Annotated in this window: 12 protein-coding genes, 3 tRNA genes, 2 rRNA genes and 1 pseudogene; 10 read left to right on the top strand and 8 right to left on the bottom strand. The window is 40.8% G+C overall.

What is annotated here, in order from left to right; all coding sequences use genetic code 11:
• Positions 1 to 16 precede the first annotated feature (16 nt).
• From F6K54_RS02595 to F6K54_RS02560, 8 genes are all read right to left on the bottom strand, one after another.
• Positions 17 to 2,895: ribosomal RNA gene (locus F6K54_RS02595) — 23S ribosomal RNA — on the bottom strand.
• A gap of 174 nt (positions 2,896 to 3,069) precedes the next feature.
• Positions 3,070 to 3,142: transfer RNA gene (locus F6K54_RS02590), tRNA-Ala, on the bottom strand.
• Positions 3,143 to 3,155: 13 nt separating this feature from the next.
• A tRNA-Ile gene (locus F6K54_RS02585) sits at positions 3,156 to 3,229 on the bottom strand.
• A 116-nt stretch (positions 3,230 to 3,345) separates the two neighbouring features.
• A 16S ribosomal RNA gene (locus F6K54_RS02580) occupies positions 3,346 to 4,833 on the bottom strand.
• Together the 16S and 23S rRNA genes with 2 tRNA genes alongside form the textbook arrangement of a ribosomal RNA operon.
• A 1,734-nt stretch (positions 4,834 to 6,567) precedes the next feature.
• Positions 6,568 to 6,639 (bottom strand) — tRNA-Asn (locus F6K54_RS02575).
• A gap of 154 nt (positions 6,640 to 6,793) precedes the next feature.
• Positions 6,794 to 7,339, bottom strand: coding sequence for an NYN domain-containing protein (locus F6K54_RS02570; RefSeq protein WP_293074013.1), 546 nt, complete (start codon positions 7,337 to 7,339; stop codon positions 6,794 to 6,796).
• 208 nt (positions 7,340 to 7,547) lie between these two features.
• Positions 7,548 to 8,219: an energy-coupling factor ABC transporter ATP-binding protein gene (locus F6K54_RS02565; RefSeq protein WP_293074010.1), complete on the bottom strand. Its 672-nt coding sequence runs from the start codon at positions 8,217 to 8,219 to the stop codon at positions 7,548 to 7,550.
• Positions 8,216 to 8,482, bottom strand: a complete 267-nt coding sequence (locus F6K54_RS02560) for a hypothetical protein (protein ID WP_287527046.1) — start codon at positions 8,480 to 8,482, stop codon at positions 8,216 to 8,218. The genes F6K54_RS02565 and F6K54_RS02560 overlap by 4 nt, the downstream gene beginning before the upstream one ends.
• Before the next feature lie 751 nt (positions 8,483 to 9,233).
• Between F6K54_RS02560 and psbD the strand changes: the two genes are divergently transcribed.
• The 10 genes and pseudogenes from psbD (at position 9,234) to F6K54_RS02510 (ending at position 20,145) form a co-directional block, all read left to right on the top strand.
• Positions 9,234 to 10,292 (top strand): photosystem II D2 protein (photosystem q(a) protein), encoded by a 1,059-nt coding sequence (gene psbD, locus F6K54_RS02555; protein WP_293074005.1) that lies wholly within the window; start codon positions 9,234 to 9,236, stop codon positions 10,290 to 10,292.
• A gap of 1,417 nt (positions 10,293 to 11,709) precedes the next feature.
• Positions 11,710 to 11,991: a 4a-hydroxytetrahydrobiopterin dehydratase gene (locus F6K54_RS02550; protein WP_293074002.1), complete on the top strand. Its 282-nt coding sequence runs from the start codon at positions 11,710 to 11,712 to the stop codon at positions 11,989 to 11,991.
• A 179-nt stretch (positions 11,992 to 12,170) separates the two neighbouring features.
• Complete coding sequence (locus tag F6K54_RS02545; protein WP_293073999.1) at positions 12,171 to 12,299, top strand: hypothetical protein; 129 nt, start codon at positions 12,171 to 12,173, stop codon at positions 12,297 to 12,299.
• Positions 12,296 to 12,457: a hypothetical protein gene (locus F6K54_RS02540; RefSeq protein ID WP_293073996.1), complete on the top strand. Its 162-nt coding sequence runs from the start codon at positions 12,296 to 12,298 to the stop codon at positions 12,455 to 12,457. The genes F6K54_RS02545 and F6K54_RS02540 overlap by 4 nt, the downstream gene beginning before the upstream one ends.
• A gap of 314 nt (positions 12,458 to 12,771) precedes the next feature.
• On the top strand, positions 12,772 to 13,131 hold the full coding sequence (locus tag F6K54_RS42620) for a zinc ribbon domain-containing protein (protein ID WP_366558034.1): 360 nt from the start codon (positions 12,772 to 12,774) through the stop codon (positions 13,129 to 13,131).
• Positions 13,062 to 13,289, top strand: a complete 228-nt coding sequence (locus F6K54_RS02530) for a hypothetical protein (protein WP_293073994.1) — start codon at positions 13,062 to 13,064, stop codon at positions 13,287 to 13,289. Before F6K54_RS42620 ends, F6K54_RS02530 begins: the two co-directional genes overlap by 70 nt.
• 431 nt (positions 13,290 to 13,720) lie before the next feature.
• Positions 13,721 to 14,008 (top strand): annotated as a pseudogene (locus tag F6K54_RS02525) (zinc ribbon domain-containing protein); the annotation flags it as partial.
• Positions 14,009 to 14,264: 256 nt separating this feature from the next.
• Entirely contained in the window at positions 14,265 to 15,599 is a 1,335-nt protein-coding gene (locus tag F6K54_RS02520; protein ID WP_366558033.1) for a transposase, read from the top strand.
• 61 nt (positions 15,600 to 15,660) lie between these two features.
• Positions 15,661 to 17,295 (top strand): HD domain-containing phosphohydrolase, encoded by a 1,635-nt coding sequence (locus F6K54_RS02515; protein WP_293073991.1) that lies wholly within the window; start codon positions 15,661 to 15,663, stop codon positions 17,293 to 17,295.
• A gap of 957 nt (positions 17,296 to 18,252) precedes the next feature.
• Positions 18,253 to 20,145 (top strand): iron uptake porin, encoded by a 1,893-nt coding sequence (locus tag F6K54_RS02510; protein WP_293073988.1) that lies wholly within the window; start codon positions 18,253 to 18,255, stop codon positions 20,143 to 20,145.
• Positions 20,146 to 20,181: the final 36 nt, after the last annotated feature.

The raw sequence follows: 20,181 nt of genomic DNA, 5'->3' as shown, positions 1-20,181 counted from the left end.
TAAGAAGTGAGTGTATGAGGTCAAGTCCTCGGTCTGTTAGTGTGTCTAGGCTGCATACATTACTGCATTTCCACCGAACACCTATAAACGGGTAGTCTTCCCGTGACCTTACCTACTTAAAGTAGTGAGAGCACTCATCTTGAGGTGGGCTTCCCACTTAGATGCTTTCAGCGGTTATCCGCTCCGCACTTGGCTACCCTGCGTCTACCGTTGGCACGATAACAGGTACACCAGCGGTGCGTTCCTCCCGGTCCTCTCGTACTAGGGAGAACTCCTCTCAATGCTCTTGCGCCTACACCGGATATGGACCGAACTGTCTCACGACGTTCTGAACCCAGCTCACGTACCGCTTTAATGGGCGAACAGCCCAACCCTTGGGACGTACTTCCGCCCCAGGTTGCGATGAGCCGACATCGAGGTGCCAAACCTCCCCGTCGATGTGAACTCTTGGGGGAGATCAGCCTGTTATCCCTAGAGTAACTTTTATCCGTTGAGCGACGGCCTTTCCACGCAGTACCGTCGGATCACTAAGGCCTAGTTTCCTACCTGCTCGAGTTGTCTCTCTTACAGTCAAGCTCCCTTGTGCCTTTACACTCTCCGGCTGATTTCCAACCAGCCTGAGGGAACCTTTGCGCGCCTCCGTTACCTTTTAGGAGGCGACCGCCCCAGTCAAACTGCCCCCCTGAAACTGTCTTTGGGCTTGATTGAGCTCCAAGTTAGAATTCTAGCCTCTCTAGAGTGGTATCTCACCGATGGCTCCTAGTTCCCCACAAGAAACTATTCATCGCCTCCCACCTATCCTGCGCAAGAGAAGCCCGAACCCAATTCCAGGCTACAGTAAAGCTTCATAGGGTCTTTCTGTCCAAGTGCAGGTAGTCCGTATCTTCACAGACATTTCTATTTCGCCGAGTCTCTCTCCGAGACAGCTCCCAGATCGTTACGCCTTTCGTGCGGGTCGGAACTTACCCGACAAGGAATTTCGCTACCTTAGGACCGTTATAGTTACGGCCGCCGTTCACCGGGGCTTCAGTCGCTAGCTTCACTTTCGCTGACCAACTTCTTTAACCTTCCGGCACTGGGCAGGCGTCAGCCCCCATACTGCGTCTTTCGACTTTGCGGAGACCTGTGTTTTTGGTAAACAGTCGCCTGGGACTCTTCACTGTGGCCAGCTCTCGCTGGCACCCCTTCTCCCGAAGTTACGGGGCCATTTTGCCGAGTTCCTTAGAGAGAGTTATCTCGCGCCCCTGAGTATTCTCAACCACCCTACCTGTGTCGGTTTCGGGTACAGGCATCATTGGTTTATGGTGTTTAGAGCTTTTCTTGGAAGCCTGACAGATACTACTTCCTGCCCGTAGGCAGTCGGACTCACGCCTCAGCTTGGAACGTTTTCTCCGTTCCGCAACACCTCGAACGCTTACACCGGTAACCATCTTCCGGCTAGCTCACGCCTTCTCCGTCCCTCTGCACCAACCAATAACGGTACGGGAATTTTCACCCGTTGTCCATCGACTACGCCTTTCGACCTCGCCTTAGGTCCTGACTCACCCTCCGCGGACGAGCCGTCCGGAGGAACCCTTAGGGTTTCGGGGTATGTGATTCTCACACATATTTTCGCTACTCAAGCCGACATTCTCACTTCCGTTTCGTCCACACCTGCTCTCGCTAATGCTTCTTACTACCACGGAACGCTCCCCTACCAATACAATTTGTATTCCACAGCTTCGGTATACTACTTAGCCCCGTTCATTTTCGGTGCCAGAGTCCTTGACCAGTGAGCTATTACGCACTCTTTCAAGGGTGGCTGCTTCTAAGCCAACCTCCTGGTTGTCTATGGACTCCAACCTCCTTTCTCACTTAGTAGTAATTTGGGGACCTTAGCTGGTGGTCTGGGCTGTTTCCCTTTCGACGATGAAGCTTATCCCCCACCGTCTCACTGGTGAGATTACCATCTGGTATTCAGAGTTTGTCTCGATTTGGTACCGCTCTCGCAGCCCGCACCGAAACAGTGCTTTACCCCCAGACTTTTCCTCTCACCGCTGCGCCTCAACACATTTCGGGGAGAACCAGCTAGCTCCTGGTTCGATTGGCATTTCACCCCTAACCACACCTCATCCGCTCCTTTTTCAACAGAAGTCGGTTCGGACCTCCACTTGGTGTTACCCAAGCTTCATCCTGGACATGGTTAGATCACCAGGGTTCGGGTCTATAAACTGTGACTAACCGCCCTTTTCAGACTCGCTTTCGCTTTGGCTTCAACCTTTCTGGTCTTAACCTGCCACTGCCTATAACTCGCCGGCTCATGCTTCAACAGGCACACGGTCACTCGTTTAATCGAGCTCCCATTGCTTGTAAGCTGACGGTTTCATGTTCTATTTCACTCCCCTTCCGGGGTTCTTTTCACCTTTCCCTCGCGGTACTGGTTCACTATCGGTCACACAGGAGTATTTAGCCTTACGAGGTGGTCCTCGCTGATTCACACGGGATTTCTCGAGCCCCATGCTACTCGGGATACAACCGTAACTGATTCCGTTTTTGACTACAGGACTTTCACCTTCTCTGGTGCAGTTTCTCGCTGCTTCGTCTAACTTCCTCAATCACTTATGGTTGTCCCACTACCCCATCTGTTTTAACAAATGGTTTAGGCTGTTTCCCTTTCGCTCACCGCTACATAGGAAATCGCTTTTGCTTTCTCTTCCTCCAGCTACTAAGATGTTTCAGTTGGCTGGGTTCGCTCGTTCTGGCTTATATATTCCGCCAGCCGTTTTTGGGTTGCCCCATTCGGATATCTCCGGCTCTATGCTTGTTTCCAGCTCCCCGGAGCTTTTCGTCGGTAACCACGTCCTTCTTCGCCTCTGTGTGCCTAGGTATCCACCGTCAGCCCTTATTCACTTGACCACTTAATTTCTACCTGACTGGACTTTCTTAGACCTTTGATTATGTCTAAATCCTTTTCAGTTACTTTTTACTTCTTTGACTATGCAGTTTTCTAGGTTCTTACTGGAAATTAGATTCCCAGCAGTCTGACTTAAACTTTTTTAGGTCTGATTGCTGAGTTCTTGATTTTTCTCCTGGAGGTAAGCGGACTCGAACCGCTGACTTCTGCCTTGCAAAGGCAGCGCTCTACCAACTGAGCTATACCCCCCAGCTTGGTTAGGTGGGCTATCCTGGACTTGAACCAGGGACCTCACCCTTATCAGGGGTGCGCTCTAACCACCTGAGCTAATAGCCCATAATAGAACCATAACTCTAGTTTGAAAGTTTCTTCCTACTACTAACCTTGCTCGACCAGGGATTCTAGATACATACAGTATTACTTTTTTCCTGCTGCTCTAGTTGGTCTCCCTAAAAGGAGGTGATCCAGCCACACCTTCCGGTACGGCTACCTTGTTACGACTTCACCCCAGTCATCAGCCCTGCCTTCGGCATCCCCCTCCCTTACGGGTTAGAGTAATGACTTCGGGCGTGGCCAACTTCCATGGTGTGACGGGCGGTGTGTACAAGGCCCGGGAACGGATTCACCGCAGTATGCTGACCTGCGATTACTAGCGATTCCTCCTTCATGCAGGCGAGTTGCAGCCTGCAATCTGAACTGAGGCCTGGTTTTTGAGATTGGCTCGCCCTCGCGGGTTGGCTACCCTCTGTCCAGACCATTGTAGTACGTGTGTAGCCCAGGACGTAAGGGGCATGCTGACTTGACGTCATCCCCACCTTCCTCCGGTTTGTCACCGGCAGTCTCTTTAGAGTGCCCAACTTAATGATGGCAACTAAAAACGAGGGTTGCGCTCGTTGCGGGACTTAACCCAACATCTCACGACACGAGCTGACGACAGCCATGCACCACCTGTGTTCGCGCTCCCGAAGGCACTCTTAAGTTTCCCTAAGATTCGCGACATGTCAAGTCCTGGTAAGGTTCTTCGCGTTGCATCGAATTAAACCACATACTCCACCGCTTGTGCGGGCCCCCGTCAATTCCTTTGAGTTTCACACTTGCGTGCGTACTCCCCAGGCGGGATACTTAACGCGTTAGCTACGGCACTGCCTGGGTTGATACAGGCAACACCTAGTATCCATCGTTTACGGCTAGGACTACTGGGGTATCTAATCCCATTCGCTCCCCTAGCTTTCGTCCCTGAGTGTCAGTTCTGGTCTAGCAAAGCGCTTTCGCCACCGATGTTCTTCCCGAAATCTACGCATTTCACCGCTACGCCGGGAATTCCCTTTGCCCCTACCAGACTCTAGCTTTGTAGTTTCCACTGCCTGACCAGAGTTGAGCCCTGGGTTTTGACAGCAGACTTACATGGCCACCTGCGGACGCTTTACGCCCAATCATTCCGGATAACGCTTGCCTCCTCCGTATTACCGCGGCTGCTGGCACGGAGTTAGCCGAGGCTGATTCCTTTGGTACCGTCAGAACTTCTTCCCAAAGAAAAGGGGTTTACAACCCTAAAGTCTTCCTCCCCCACGCGGTCTTGCTCCGTCAGGCTTTCGCCCATTGCGGAAAATTCCCCACTGCTGCCTCCCGTAGGAGTCTGGGCCGTGTCTCAGTCCCAGTGTGGCTGCTCATCCTCTCAGACCAGCTACTGATCGTTGCCTTGGTAAGCTTTTACCCCACCAACTAGCTAATCAGACGCGAGCTCATCTCCAGGCAATTTATCTTTTACCATTAGGCTCATCCGGGATTAGCAGAAGTTTCCTTCTGTTGTCCCAGACCTGAAGGCAGATTCTCACGCGTTACTCACCCGTCCGCCACTAACCCCGAAGGGTCCGTTCGACTTGCATGTGTTAAGCAGACCGCCAGCGTTCATCCTGAGCCAGGATCAAACTCTCCATGATGTTTGATGCTCTAACTTTTTTTCACAGTCTCTTGACTATGAGGGTTTTTTCTTGTATCAAGGATTTAGAACTACGTTCTTGACAAGATGTACAAAATTTCAAAATTTCAAAGGATACAATTTTTCTCTCTTGACGATAAATTGACCTTACTCCCCCACTCCCCCACTCCCCTACTTCTTTTTTCTCTCGTGACAATAAATAGACCCTGCGACCGTGGAGGGGGAAGTCAGGAGTTAGGAGAATTATAGAGGAGATAGTAGGAAGAATCGTCTTTTAGGGAACAGGGAACAGGGAATAGGGAACAGGTAAGAGTTTCAGTTTTTTTATCTATTTTTTGATTTGTCACAACCAATTTAGGATTGCTATAGTGTTTAAATTAAAATAGACTTTAATGGCAAGGGAGCCAACTTTTGTAGTAAGAGAATTAATAAAGCTTTGATCGTCAACTAAAAGCAATAGCTGAATGCGAGCGCATCCCGCAGGGAAGTGCTGATAGCTGACGGCTGAATGCTTACGCAGCAATTTGTAAAGGTTGCGTCCTTTTATCAGTCAAATAAACTATATGAATTTTCATTTAAAACTTCTCGCATAAATCATTTTATTCAGGTGAAAAAATCCACGATAAACTTCACCCGCTCTACGATATAGCAATTTGAAAACTGCTATTAAAGCAATAGATATATCCAAAAAATAAGGAGTAGAGGAAAATAATTGATAATTTTTGTGCGATAATTAATTTTATATTTGATGATTGGTAATAGCTATGAAAGAAGATTTTTAGAGCCACTGCTGAAGTATACAAGTATATTTTGTGTTCCCTACTGCGTAGGGATCTTGCATGCAACGTCCCTACTCATTCCCCCACTTCCCCACTCAAGAAAATGTAGAAAAGTTTTTGAGAAATAGTATTAAAATTAAGTAAAAGCATACCCGCTGCATGAGTAACATCTACTAATGTATCCACATCTCATTTAGCTAATTTTTTTATCAGTTCTTGAATGGGAAATACAAATGCTGTTTGACCACATTAGTAGTTAAGTAGTACAAGTTTTTTTCTTGGTGAAATATGTTTAATAATTACTTCAATTATTTGTTGCGGAGACTCTACCGGAAAAGGTAGGGATGCGAGTATCACTTTAGCACCTGTGCAATAGCAAACAAAATTCAGGGCATTACGACAGGGGTTACATTCTTGGTCTGTGGAATACATCGGGAAAATTTGCGGGAGCCTAATACTGCATTTATCCCATTGATTGCATCTATTTCAAATGCTAACTCCTCTAACTTTGTATCTACAAATTTTGCTAACTTTTCTCTAGCTTCATACTCTCAGATAAAAAAATGCACTACTTCTCTTTCCCAGTTTTCCCACAGTCTCATCTGGCCTGTCAATACTCGCATTTCTTAACATAAAACTTGACAAAAATATCATTTGAAGTATTAGAGTCTGAAAGCTCCTAGTGTCGTTGCGATCGCAACGATAAAAAACAACTTTTAGGACTACATAAGTTAGTCAATTTGTCAAAGCTTGTAAAACCAATAAAATGCTCGTAAGCTTTTTATAATAACCATTATCCACTTTTGTAAAGAATTTTGCTTATAATGGATAGGGTTAAAACACCGGGGCTTTCAACGTCGCTTTTCGGTAAATCGAAGATTATACCGGGAGTCCTATCGCTGCATTTTAGATAGAACTACTAACTATCTCTAAGTCAAAACCTAAATTTTTTTTAACTCCCCGGGCGGGATTCGAACCTGCGACCAATCGGTTAACAGCCGACCGCTCTACCGCTGAGCTACCGAGGAATATGTAACCTTGATTTCTGAGCTACGATTACTAATGTTAACCCTAACTCAACATATTTTGCAACCCCTTTTTATATATTTTTTATTAATACTTTTCATTATTTAATTTAATAAAACTAATTTGACTTTTAGGTCTTATTTTGATAAGCAAAAATTATTTACCCATTCTTAGTTCAGCTAGACGCTTTTGAGACTCTAGGTCTAGGTAATTAGCCAAAAAACGGCCTGATCTTCTTTTACTTTGTTGGCATCTACGCCGAACACTACTTGCGACACTTTCAATTTCATGGGCAAGCTGTTGAGAAGATATCCATTCTGCACCATAACCGGCCACAGTAAGTTGTTGAACGCGATCTGAAGTCGCAACAATTAACCTACTCTTAGACAGACGCATCTCTTGACGAAGATTAGCACAAGCTTTCTCTATATACGTATCTGCTGTCTGGCCAAATTCTGTATAATAAACAGATAAACGATCAGTAATAACCTCTTTAACTGTAGGAGTATACTGGTATTGAGAATCAAATACTATACGAGTATTCAAGTCTTGACTAGCACTATAATTTACCATAGCTTCTATCAAATCTCGTCTTGCTGTTTCCAAGCCATGAATCCTAAAGCTTTCTTGAAGACGAGGCCAGATACCAATAACATTATAACCATCTACGAGGATAAGCTTTTGTCTTAAAGGACGTGACATGATTCAAAGGGATAATTATCCACAGAATGTTAACAAATACTTAATGTAATATAACATTTATTCAGATTCTGTCGGGTTCAAAAAAATAATCCCTAAACTCTCAAAGCTTGAGAGTTTAAGAATCAAAAGTTTGGCTGTACATCTTTAGACATCCTCTCCGGCGGTTAGGGCCAGAGAAACAAAACTGAACCATAGCTCTTCGGTAATCTTAGCAAAAGTCCTCTTCAGTCTTGCGTATTACTACTTGACCTCGATCTAGCACAAATGCTCCATCGCAATAATCCAGCTCATTTAAACGATGAGTAACCCACAGAGCAGTAATACCTCGCTTTTTCACCAAGCTTTGAACTTGAGTGACCAAATCTAATTGACTGTCTGGGTCAAGTAAAGCAGTAGGCTCATCCAAAAGCAAGATGTCACAATTACGAGCAATAGCTCCAGCGATCGCTATCCTTTGTTTTTGACCTCCGCTTAAAGCATATATAGGACGCCTTTGTAGATCTAAAAGATTCACTGCTGTTAAAGCATCTTCTACCCGATGACGAATTTCAATTTGAGAAAGTCTCTCTTCAACCAGTCCAAAAGCCACATCTGCTCCCACAGTAGGCATCACTAATTGATGGTCAGGATTTTGGAAAACAAAACCCATTCGCCCTTCAAAATGAATTTTTCCAGAATGAGGAGACAAAAGTCCTGCCAATACCCTTAACAAAGTTGATTTACCACTACCATTAGTACCCAAGAGCATCCAAAATTCTCCTTTAGGTACTTTTAGAGAACAAGAACGTAAAACCTGGCCACCATTAGGCCAATCAAAACAAAGGTCTTCTACTACAATCGCTGGATCAGTAATTTGAATACTATTATCCGTAGGGTTCATTGTGTCAGAGCAACAAAACCAGGTGGTCTTCCAGTAGCCGCAGCACCAGATTTTTGAGAAATCTGGACACCAGAAATTTCACTGGCTAGTATAGCAATCTTTTTCTCAGGCATTTTCTCACAAGTAAGTTCTATCACTTGAGGATTACCAGAACGAATAGACTCAAGAACTTGTTGATAAACTGCTTCAGCATCCTCAGCTAACTTACGTTGTACTGAAAATGGTGCAGGGGTATATTTCACAATAATGTCAATAGTGAACATTTCTTAGTTAGAGTAAGTAAAGTAAAAATTATACAGAAATATAGTCAAATCATTTCAAATATGTTCGTTTGTTTGTACTAACCAGCTACTAAATATTTGACAAAATTTAATAACTTTCTCTTTATAGCATAATGAAAATAGAAAAGTATTAATCAATTGAGGTGTGTGAACGGTTCTCTCAACCAATTGTAGAAAAGCAGCTCCCTTTTGTCTTTGACTATGGGATAGAGAAGCCAGTGCGTTGGGCGGGTTTCCCGACAGTCACGCAACTGGCGTGGTGTTGTAGTGCCTCCTCCGGAGGAGCTGCGCTAACACCCAGTCAGGGTAACACCTGCAAAATTAAGAATATGTCATATTTGACTATATTTTTATGAGTTATTAACATTACTCATCTTATTAATACTTATCCAACTGCTAATCTGTACTTTAATACTTTTGGGACAGCTCTCGATCTAATTCTATTTCCTATACTTAAGATTCAAACAAAGTTATCTGAGCTTGTCCCATAGGAATTGAGAATACTTAACTTCCTAGTATAAATCTAAAATCTAAAAAACAAATTGTCCCTAAAAACTATTTTTTTGGGTTGCTCCAAGGGGAAATTATCTATATAATGATAACTAAGGTAAAGAAATTTAAACATTGTTTACAAAACCTCTCATATTCTGCTATGGCAGAACAATAATTATTAAGAGAAGGTTGAGATAAAAACATTACCTGTAGTTATCATAATTATTTGGAGAATTCCGTAATGACTGTAGCAGTCGGACGCCCGCAGAGTCAAAGAGGACCATTTGATGTCCTCGATGACTGGCTGAAACGCGATCGCTTCGTATTTGTAGGCTGGTCTGGTATACTATTGTTCCCATGTGCTTTCCTAGCCATTGGAGCATGGTTAACTGGAACCACCTTTGTTACTTCCTGGTATACCCACGGGTTAGCCAGTTCTTATCTAGAAGGCTGTAACTTCCTGACCGTCGCTGTCAGCAGTCCCGCTAACAGCATGGGACATTCCATACTCTTCCTCTGGGGTCCAGAGGCTCAAGGAGACTTTGCTCGTTGGTGTCAAATCGGAGGCTTGTGGTCATTCACAGCTCTCCATGGTGCATTCGCTCTGATTGGCTTCTGCCTACGTCAGATTGAAATTGCCCGTTTGGTAGGAATACGTCCTTACAATGCCATTGCCTTCACAGGGCCAATTGCTGTATTTGTCAGTGTATTCTTAATGTACCCATTGGGTCAATCAAGCTGGTTCTTTGCACCCAGTTTTGGAGTAGCAGGAATCTTCCGATTCATCCTATTTTTACAAGGATTCCATAACTGGACATTAAACCCATTCCACATGATGGGTGTAGCAGGAATCTTGGGTGGTGCACTGTTGTGTGCAATTCATGGGGCGACAGTGGAAAACACACTGTTCCAAGATAGTGAACAGGCTAATACCTTCCGTGCATTTGAGCCAACTCAATCGGAAGAAACATATTCCATGGTGACAGCTAACCGTTTCTGGTCCCAAATATTTGGAATCGCATTTTCGAACAAACGTTGGCTTCACTTCTTCATGTTGTTTGTACCAGTAACAGGATTATGGATGAGTTCCATAGGAATAGTAGGTTTAGGATTAAACCTACGAGCTTATGACTTCGTATCCCAAGAGTTACGGGCAGCAGAAGACCCAGAGTTTGAAACATTTTATACCAAAAACATTTTGTTGAACGAGGGTATCCGAGCATGGATGGCACCTCAAGATCAACCACATCAAAACTTTATATTCCCTGAAGAAGTATTACCACGCGGTAACGCTCTGTAATAACTGATTAAGGAATATAATTCTAAATCTTGTAATGGCTCCTACATTGTTAATTTGTAGGAGCCATTATTAATTAATAATTAATAATTAATAATTATTGCTCTGCTGATTAAATCTCAAAGCACTGATAAATAAAGGTTTTATCTGTTTTAGGCTGAAAAAAGTGCCAGCTTTTCGGTTGCTCAAGGTCAAAAAATTAGCATTTTGGGCAAGAGTTGGGCAGAAAAATCATTCTTACAATTCTTACTCCTACCTCCTCGCTCATTCCCATTTCTCCTGTCTCCTGTCTCCTGTCTTCTGTCTTCTACCCTCGCCCATAAGACTTTTTCAGCAAACCCTAATTAATAATTATTGCTCTGCTGATTAAATCTCAAAGCATTGATAGATAAAGGTTTTAGCCTTTTTAGAATAGAAAAAACTGTGCCTGTTTTAATTCAATTACCCTCAAAAAGTGAGAATTTTGGGGTGATTATGGCAGAAAAATCTCTCGAACAATTATTCCTTCTACTTTCGAGCGTCTTCCCACCCTTCCCACACGAACCAACTCCCCACACTTTGCTTTTTTTGAGCAAATCCTAATTAATTGTTGAAACCGGTTTTCATTTCAGTAGAGACGCAACTATTAACCAAAAACCTTGTTAAACCTATCCATTTCCTTGATTTTTGAGATTTTGAACGCTCAAAAATAGTCCTAAATCTGGTACAATATAGGAAACAGTGCCTTTTGGAAACAGTTCGGTAGATTTTACCTGCCAGGCGAAGTTAGCTCGGATACCAGCACTACCCTTCTGAAAACAATTCTTCTGTTATGAAAGGAGAAGAAAGGTCTCGGACGCGCTAGTCCTTTAAGGATTAGCTTTGCAGGCAACAGCCTTTACCGTTACGGTAATGCCATACTATTATCAGAGATATTCAGTGATGAATAGATTTGATAAGGTTAAATGTTGCACTACAGTAGAAGTCTCCTGGCTATTTGCCCCCTACAGGATTTTGGTTATGACGATGTGGCTTATCAATTTTAAAAGCGCTGTAAGTTATTTAAGTCCTTAACTAAAACAAAAAAAATTCACAAGATAATTGCATTCTCAAATTTTTGTGCTACTATATCTAATAGTAAAGATTATTAATAACCGCTTAGGGATATAAGGAGGTGATGCCCATGCAAGATAGTAGTAAACGCTTGGGTCACCTGATTGGAAAATACCAGCTGTGTGCTGGGGCTGGACTCTAGTAGCTAGCTTGTTTCCCCCTAGTGGGGATGTTAAAATTTATTTTAACTTAAGCTGTTCTGGGGTTTCTCCCAGCAGTTAGGTTTCAATCAAGGTGACCCGCTAGACCGCTCTTATTGTAAAGTAGTACTAAAGCATCTGCTAGAAGACTACATTATGATAAGAGCGGATAGTTTTTGGAGAATTTTATGACTGAATTACTTAGTGCAGAAGAAATTAGTCAACGTACCAATCAATTATCAGACTGGAAGCTAGAAGGAAATAAACTTCAGTGTGTAAAAGTATTTAAAAATTTTGTTGAAGCAGTTAGTTTTGTCAATCAATTAGTAGATCCAGCTGAGGCATCACAACACCATCCTGATATAGAGATATCTTATAATAAAGTAATAATTAATTTAACAACCCATGATGCGGGCGGTTTAACAGAACAAGATTTTAGCATGGCTAAAGAAATATCTGCTATAGAATAAGTTAGTTTTCGTAGTTTAATATAAATTTAAGGTAACCGCTTAATAATCTGGGGGTAAATACAGAAAGCGAAAACTTCTCTAAAATTTATCGAACTTACTCATAACTATAGCTATCAAACTAAAGTGACTAAGTTTTTCAGTTTTCTATCCATTGAATTGTTATCAGCTACAATTAAGGTATGAAAGTAGTTGAAGGTCATGTTCTTACCAAATCACATTATTTGTGGTCAGAAATTGACCAAAAGGCTTTTTTGTCAAAAAACCTGTTCAATTTAGCCAATTACCATCCACTGCCAATATTTCTTTGAAAACAAACAGAAACTCAGCTTTAATCAACTGTATCACTAAGGTATCTAAAAGTTATGATTATCAAGCTTTACCTATCAAGATAAGTAAGCAAATAATCAGAAAATTAGACTCTGCTTGGAGTAGTTATTTTGTAGCTTTAAAAGCATGGCAAAAATAGTTCCATAAATTTTTAGTCAGACCGAAAATCACTAAATATACAAACAAAATAAAAGCTCGAAATATTTTAGCTACATTGCCGAGAAGCCTCACGCCATATTTGAAAAATTGGCGTGAGATTAATCGGTGGTAAATCAATTGGATTAGATGTCCAATTGATTGACAATACTATTCTGGAGTTTTTCACCATTATCTAAAAATTTCTGTTATTCTAGCAGAAATTAAGGCTAAAACTTGGGCAATCAACTGGATGGGGACAATTTCTAACTATTTTAATTGTCAAAGCTGTTAGCGCAGCTCCGATCTAGGAGGCAAATGCTGGAAGTGAAGACTATAGTTGTGAATCCTCAAAAACAGAGCCAAAATTGTTCAAATTGTGGTGAAAAAGTCCCCAAAAAATTACCAGAAATAACTCATTCTTGTGCCAATTGCTGTGTTATTATTGACCGCGATTTGTTTGCGCAGCATTCCGTAGGAAATGCAGCAATAAATATTAAAAATAGGGCGGTAGGGCATTCCGTTTTTAAAGCACGCGCTTGTCCGACGGGGTACCGGGACAGCAGAAACGAGAAGCCCACGCTATACCTTAAGGTTGGCGTGGGAGTATGTCACTCTATTCTCACGAATCAATTTACAAAAAACCTCTCAAAAAAGGAATATGTCACTTATCCATGAGTGAGTTAAAAATTCCCACATCACAAAAGTCAATCATAGAAGTGAGAATAGTACCAAAAAATAGCTGTTACTTCATTGAAATACTCTATAAAAAAGAGGAGAAAATAACAGAGAATCAAAAGGTAGCAGGAATAGACTTAGGGCGTGTCATCAATTAAATCTGAAAGTACTACGTAGTAAGAGTTTTGAACTTTTGGCCTGGAAAGACTCCAGACGCTAAAAACCTTGACTCACAAAGCTTATAGTTCTAATTGATGACAGACCCTAGGAATTAATAACTTAATGGCTGTAACTAGAAATCAAACAGGTGTAGCACTTAATCATGATAAATGGCAGACCATTAAAAGCAATTAACACCTTTTATAATAAACAACGCTCCCTGATACAATCCTAACTGAAAACAAAAAATTACCAAAACTAATTGCATTTGTTAAATGTTCTAACTCATAAACGAAACTGTAGAGTAGAAAATTATCTACATACAGCTAGTAAAAGAGTAATAGGTTGGTATGAGGTACATCAAATAGGAACCTTAATAATTGGACATAATGAGGCATTGGAAATAATCTATTAATCTAGGAAAAAAAATAATCAACAGTTTGTGAATATACCTTATTATAGATTAATAGAGATGTTAAGATGTAAAGCTCAGTTAAAAGGGATAAAAGTAATAATTACAGAAGAATCCTATACATCACAATCAAGTTCTTTAGATAGAGATGAATTACCAAAATATGGTGATTCAAAACCGATATTTAAAGGAAAAAGAATAGCAAGAAAATTGTATAAAACAGGAAATAATAAGTTATTAAATGCTGATGTGAATAGAGCATTTAATATTATTAGAAAAGTAATTCCTGATATTTTTTTGGAATAAAGGGTTTGCTGTTTAACCCTGTAGTGCTTGACCAATTACGAATGACTAAACTTTAAGACTTGCTAGTAAGTTTGAGTAAGTATAGTTGAGCGGTAATTTGGAAAATGACAAGCTTCAAATGATCTACAATCCTTTATAAACTGGTAGTTTGTCCCCACTTATTAAGCGGATACAATTTAAGTTAGTTTAGCTAAATCGTCGAGAAGCCTCGCGCCATAATCTCTGATTTGGCGCGAGATGAATCGTTGGTAAATTAATGGGGCGTACTCACCCCATTAATTTACAAATATTGCTTTTTGCTCCAGACTCAAAAGTTGATGTTATCATAACAATTATCGAAGTGATGTTGATAGTAATGCGGACGGCTTATCAGTACAAATTAAAGCCTAATAAAGAACAAGTGTCTACCATAGAACTATGGCTGGACTTGTTGCGTCGGCAGTACAATTATCGGTTAGGTGAGCGGTTTTCGTGGTGGGAAGAAAATCGCTGTCCGGTTAACGCTTGCCCCTTGGTGATGCCAATTCCTCAACTAAGAGATAATCCAAATTATTATTCTCAAAAGCGAGATTTGGTCAATACCAAAGACAAGTTTCCTTCCTACAAGCTAATTCATTCTAAGGTGTTACAGGATTGCAGAAAACAGGTAAAACTTGCCTTTGATAGATGGTTTAAAGCAGAAAAAAATAAACAGAAATTAGGAAAACCAAGGTTTAATGGAATTGGATGTTATCGCAGTTTTACTTATCCTCAAATAAAACTTGACTGCATTGAAGAAAATCAAATTAATTTGCCCAAAATAGGCAAGGTAAAGTTAATTCAGCATCGTCCAATACCAGAAGGTTTTATAATTAAAACAGTGACGATTAGTCGTAAAGCAGATGGTTATTATGTAACTTTATCCCTAGAAGATAAATCAGTTCCAGCTTTAACAAGTAAAGTTAAACCTACATTAAAAAATACTCTGGGAATTGATATGGGGTTGAAAGAATTCTTAGTAACAAGTGAAGGAGAGCTTGTCCCCATCCCTCAATACTATCGAAAATCTCAGCAGAGATTAAAGACTCTACAGAAACGTTTATATCGTAAAAAGAAAGGCAGCAAAAGATGGTTAAAAGCTGTTAAAGCTGTAGCTAAACAACATAAAAAAGTTGCCGATAAACGTAAAGATTTCCACTTTAAAACAGCCAATGAATTGTTATTAAAAGCTGAAGTTATCGCCCATGAAAACTTAAACATTAAAGGGCTAGCAAAGACTCGTTTGAGTAAATCAATTAATGATGCTGGATGGGGCAAATTTCTAACTATTTTAACTGTCAAAGCCGGAAATGCTGGACAGAAAACCATAGGAATAGGAGTAAACCCCAAAAATACCAGCCAAGACTGCTCAAATTGTGGGAAAAAAGTCGATAAAGAATTAAACATACGAACTCATTCTTGCCCTTACTGCGGCATAGTAATAGACCGCGACTTAAATGCCGCGATAAATATAAAAAATAGGGCGGTAGGGCATTCCGTCCTTAAAGCTCGTGGAGTCCGACGGGGTACCGGGACTGGGAAACGAGAAGCCCAAACTATAGCGTCAGCTTAGTGTGGGAGTATGTCACTAATTAAGTTTGTTCAGGATAAAGGCTAGTTAATAGCCCGAAATTATGTTCCAACTAAATATTCTCAAGTGGATGCAAGAGTCCGCTAGCGAGGGCACAGAATTATTGATAGAGCAGCTACTAGATATTGGTGCTGCCCTTTCAGATACTTACGATTTGGGTGATCTTTTAAATTTAATTTTATCCAAAAGTCGGGAGATAACTTGTAGTGATGCAGGTAGCGTCTATCTAGTAGAAAAAAAAGGAAATCAACCATCTAGGTTATTATTCAAGGTAGCGCAAAACGATTCGTTGCCAAACTTTTCTTTCCAAGAACTAGCTGTCAATATGACACCGAAAAGCTTGGCAGGATATGTTGCCCTTACAGGTGAAAGTTTAAACTTATCAGATGCATATAATTTACCTTTAAGTGTACCTTATAAATTTGACAAAAACTTCGACAAAAATACTGGTTATCGCACCTGTTCTGTGTTAGTTTTACCTATGCAAAATAGGTCTCAAGAAATAATTGGAGTACTCCAATTAATTAATCGCAAGATTAACTCAAGTGCAGTATTAACAGCGAAGAATTTTCAAGAATTCATTCAGCCATACTCTCCATGGGAAGAACGAATAGTAAGTTCTCTTGCCTCTCAAGCAGCCATATCAATAGAAAGAAATCATTTACAAGAAAATATTGAAAATCTATTTGAAGGTTTTGTCAAAGCATCAGTTCAAGCAATAGAAGCTAGAGACCTATGTACATCAGGTCATTCAGAGCGAGTAGCAAAATTAACAGTGAGCTTGTGTCAAGAAGTTAATACTATTACTAGCGGGCCTTTATGGGGTATCTCCTTTGACGACAGGCAAATTAAAGAAGTTCGGTATGCTGCTTTGCTACATGATTTCGGTAAAATTGGAGTCCCAGAGGCAATATTAACAAAACGTAAAAAACTTTATGAAGAACAATTAGAGCTGATCGAGCAAAGATTTTCTGTTGCTCAACGTACCTTGGAGATGGAGTACGCTCAAACCAAGTACAAACAGTTACTCGGACATTTATCTGACATATCTCAACAACATACTCAAGACAATTGTCCTCTATGCCAAAAAATTGAAAATCTGGATTTAGAACTAGAAACAGCCATAGCTAAACTTCATAACTATTGGCAAATAGTATTAACCGCTAACGAGCCAACAATAACAGCAGAAGAACCACTGAAACAACTGAAGCAAGTATTGCTTTACACCTACAAAGACATAGATGGTAAAATCAAGTCATTAATTACACCAGAGGAAATGGCTCAACTTGCAGTTCCTCGAGGTAACTTGACTGTTGAAGAAAGAAAAGCTATAGAATCTCATGTAACTCATTCTTACGAATTTCTGAAGCGGATTCCGTGGACAAGTAACTTACAGCAAATTCCAGAAATTGCTTATGGACATCATGAAAAATTGGACGGTAGTGGTTATCCAAGGGGACTAAAGCAAAAAGATATTCCTATTCAAGCCCAGATTATGGTGATTGCAGATATATATGATGCTTTGACAGCAGGCGATCGCCCCTACAAACAAGGTTTGCCTGTAGAAGCTGCTCTCAAAATTATGCGTCATGAAGCAGCCAAGAATAAAATTAATAGCAACTTCTTGGAACTATTTGAACAACGAGAAGTCTTCTCCATACTAGGGCACAGCAAATAAATTCAAGAATTTAGAATTTAGAATTTAAAATTTAGAATTACCTCTTCTGATAAATCCAGAGGATTGGATCAAAGGATTTTTTTCTTCTCTTGGTCTTATGGATATGGCGAGGGGACCTGCTCTGATCGGAGTCGCTCCACGCTCCGCCATCTCTTGACCGCTTTTTTCTGCATGAATGGAGAGGCTTTATACCTGAATTTTTGGGTAAACTCAAAAAAGTCAAAATTTGCACTTAATAATTATAAATACAGAAATTTCAAATTAATTAGGCCATAGTTAACAGAATAAAAAAATTCTGTATAGAGGTTGTTGATAAAAAAAAATTGTGATAACCTTTCTCTCAACTACCTACTAATATATTTATGTAGTTAAGCTGGTGGTTTAATAATCCTCAGCTTAGCTAAACCGTCGAGAAGCCTCACACCATAATTTTCAATTTGGTGTGAAATTAATTGGCGGTAAATGAATGAGGATCGACGTCCCATTCATCGAAAAATTTTATGTTATAGTAGCACCAACTTTGATGTCGGCAAGGGGTCTCCCATTATACAAATTTTAACTGAAGGGGAATTGCAGACCAACAAATAAACCGCGTAGCGTCCGCTTAGAGCTTGCATTGTGTGCTTTTTTTGTGTTCTGATTATATCAGGAGTAGCGGTAATACGCACCTGAGAGAACCATGAAAACAAATAGCGAGTATGGGGTTCAATTGTTGAAGTTCGCCCTCAACCCGTGAAAAGGTACAACTCTTGAGGGAACTTTCCGGAGTACAGAATTGTTTAGTACAAAAAGGCGGTCGGTCTTATCGTCTCTGTCTGCTGAGGGTTAAGTGGTTACACTCCCTGTGAAACAGAAAACCCTATCCGTGAGGAAGGGATGCCTAGATCATAATATTTGATTTGATGTAGGAGAACATCACACAGTCTTTCTTTAATTGGTGTGAGGATGAGAGGGAAAATGTCAAAAAAATTCTGGAATTGTCTATTATTTAGTCCAGCAGTCTTAGGAGCAACCCTTGTTGCATCCTCAGCCGCTGTAGCTACTGAAAGTCAATCAGCAAATCTGGTTGCTCAATCCCAAGATACAAGTATAGAAACACAGGAAATTGAACTATTAGCTCAAGTCCCTGGAACAAATTCAGCTAATTCTGTTGCTAATGCGCCAGCAACTACCATACGACAAATAAACCGCTACGGAAGAGAAGGTCGTAACCTTCGTCAACCAAGTCTTCGTAATCTTAATAGAGGAAGAAGAAAAACAAAAGGTCAAGTTACTTCTGTATCTCAACTTTCTGATGTTCAACCTACAGACTGGGCATTTCAAGCACTACAATCCTTAGTTGAGCGTTATGGATGTATTGTTGGATATCCAGATGGTACTTATAGGGGCAACCGTGCTTTGACCCGTTTTGAATTTGCTGCTGGTGTTAATGCTTGCTTAGATAGAATTACAGAACTATTACAGGCGGCCATAGCAGATACAGTAAGTAGAGAAGACTTGGCAATTCTACAAAGATTACAAGAAGAATTTTCTGCTGAATTAGCTATTTTACGGGGTCGTGTTGATGCTCTAGAAGCTCGTGCTGCGGAATTAGAGGCCAATCAATTTTCGACAACTACCAAACTTAGAGGTGAGGTAATTTTTGCCCTTGTTGATAACTTTGAGGACCAAGGGCAATACGGAACCTTTAACGATAATACACAAGACGAAGACCAAACGGTATTTCAATACAGGGTACGTTTAGATTTCAACACTAGCTTTTCTGGTGAGGACTTATTATTTACAAGGTTACAAGCAGGTAATGCTCAAGCATTTAACCAGAAGATAGCTGAGGCTGAGGGACAGCAAACCTTTAATATTCTTAAGGACGCAGATGAAACGGTTGAGCTAGATAAACTTTTCTATAAGTTCCCAGTCAGGGATAATATTAGAGTAACAATAGCTGCTAATAAAGTAAGTTGGTACGACTTTGTTCCTACTCTCAACCCTTACATGGAAGATTATGATGGAGGAAGTGGCTCCTTAAGCGCTTTTGGTCAAAGGAGTCCAATATATCGTTTAGGGGGAGGTAAAGGACTTGGTATTGAGTATGATTTTGGTTGCAAAGACCAATATGCTTGTAGTTATAGTCCATTTTCTCTATCTTTTGGTTATTTAGCAGCGGAAGGTGAAGATCCTCGCGAAGGAAAAGGTCTGTTTAATGGAGATTATGCTGCACTAGCACAACTAACCTTTACTCCGATCAAAAATTTCCAAATTGGACTTACCTACAACAAAGGCTATTTTGGACCAGGAAATTTTGGATATGATGATGGTGCGGCTACAGGTCTAGGTGATAATGGCAGTTTAAACAGTGGCTTTGTGGGAACTGGTGCTGCTAATACTATCTTTGGTTTAAATGCTGAACTTAATGACCGCCGACCAGGTTCAGTTAATATTGCTCAACCGGTTTCGACTAATGCTTATGGTGTACAAATGTCCTGGCGAGCAGCTGATTGGGTAACTATTAATGGCTTTGGTATGTATCTTGATGGGAAACTCATTGGTTTAGGTGATTTTGAACAATGGAGTTATGGAGCAAATATTGCTTTCCCCGATCTGTTTAAGGAAGGTAGTTTAGGTGGTATTGTTGTAGGTCGTGAACCCTATATGAATGAACTAGATGTTCCTAATGGGTTGGCATCGGGATTACGACAAGATATGTCATGGCACATAGAAGCATTCTACAAATATCAAGTTACAGATAATATCTCGATTACTCCTGGTGTGACTGTAATTACAAATGCTAACCAAGATGATGATAATGATGAATTAATTATCGGTACTATCAGAACTACATTCCAGTTCTAGTGGTTAGTTGAAGTTATTAGGGGTAAAGACAGAAAG

The sequence above is a fragment of the Okeania sp. SIO3B5 genome (genome assembly GCF_010692555.1).
Classification (GTDB): domain Bacteria; phylum Cyanobacteriota; class Cyanobacteriia; order Cyanobacteriales; family Microcoleaceae; genus Okeania.
Note: the sequence above shows the minus strand (reverse complement) of the source record. Positions and strands in the feature narration are given on the sequence as shown.

Excerpts from the sequence above, each read along its gene's own strand:
- F6K54_RS02530 (WP_293073994.1), top strand. The coding sequence starts at position 13,062 with ATGTCACTCTATTCTCACGAATCAATTTACAAAAAACCTCTCAAAAAA.
- psbD (WP_293074005.1), top strand. The coding sequence starts at position 9,234 with ATGACTGTAGCAGTCGGACGCCCGCAGAGTCAAAGAGGACCATTTGAT.
- F6K54_RS02550 (WP_293074002.1), top strand. The coding sequence starts at position 11,710 with ATGACTGAATTACTTAGTGCAGAAGAAATTAGTCAACGTACCAATCAA.
- F6K54_RS42620 (WP_366558034.1), top strand. The coding sequence starts at position 12,772 with ATGCTGGAAGTGAAGACTATAGTTGTGAATCCTCAAAAACAGAGCCAA.
- F6K54_RS02520 (WP_366558033.1), top strand. The coding sequence starts at position 14,265 with ATGGGGCGTACTCACCCCATTAATTTACAAATATTGCTTTTTGCTCCA.
- F6K54_RS02545 (WP_293073999.1), top strand. The coding sequence starts at position 12,171 with ATGAAAGTAGTTGAAGGTCATGTTCTTACCAAATCACATTATTTGTGG.
- F6K54_RS02565 (WP_293074010.1), bottom strand. The coding sequence starts at position 8,219 with ATGAACCCTACGGATAATAGTATTCAAATTACTGATCCAGCGATTGTA.
- F6K54_RS02570 (WP_293074013.1), bottom strand. The coding sequence starts at position 7,339 with ATGTCACGTCCTTTAAGACAAAAGCTTATCCTCGTAGATGGTTATAAT.
- F6K54_RS02515 (WP_293073991.1), top strand. The coding sequence starts at position 15,661 with ATGTTCCAACTAAATATTCTCAAGTGGATGCAAGAGTCCGCTAGCGAG.
- F6K54_RS02510 (WP_293073988.1), top strand. The coding sequence starts at position 18,253 with ATGTCAAAAAAATTCTGGAATTGTCTATTATTTAGTCCAGCAGTCTTA.
- F6K54_RS02560 (WP_287527046.1), bottom strand. The coding sequence starts at position 8,482 with ATGTTCACTATTGACATTATTGTGAAATATACCCCTGCACCATTTTCA.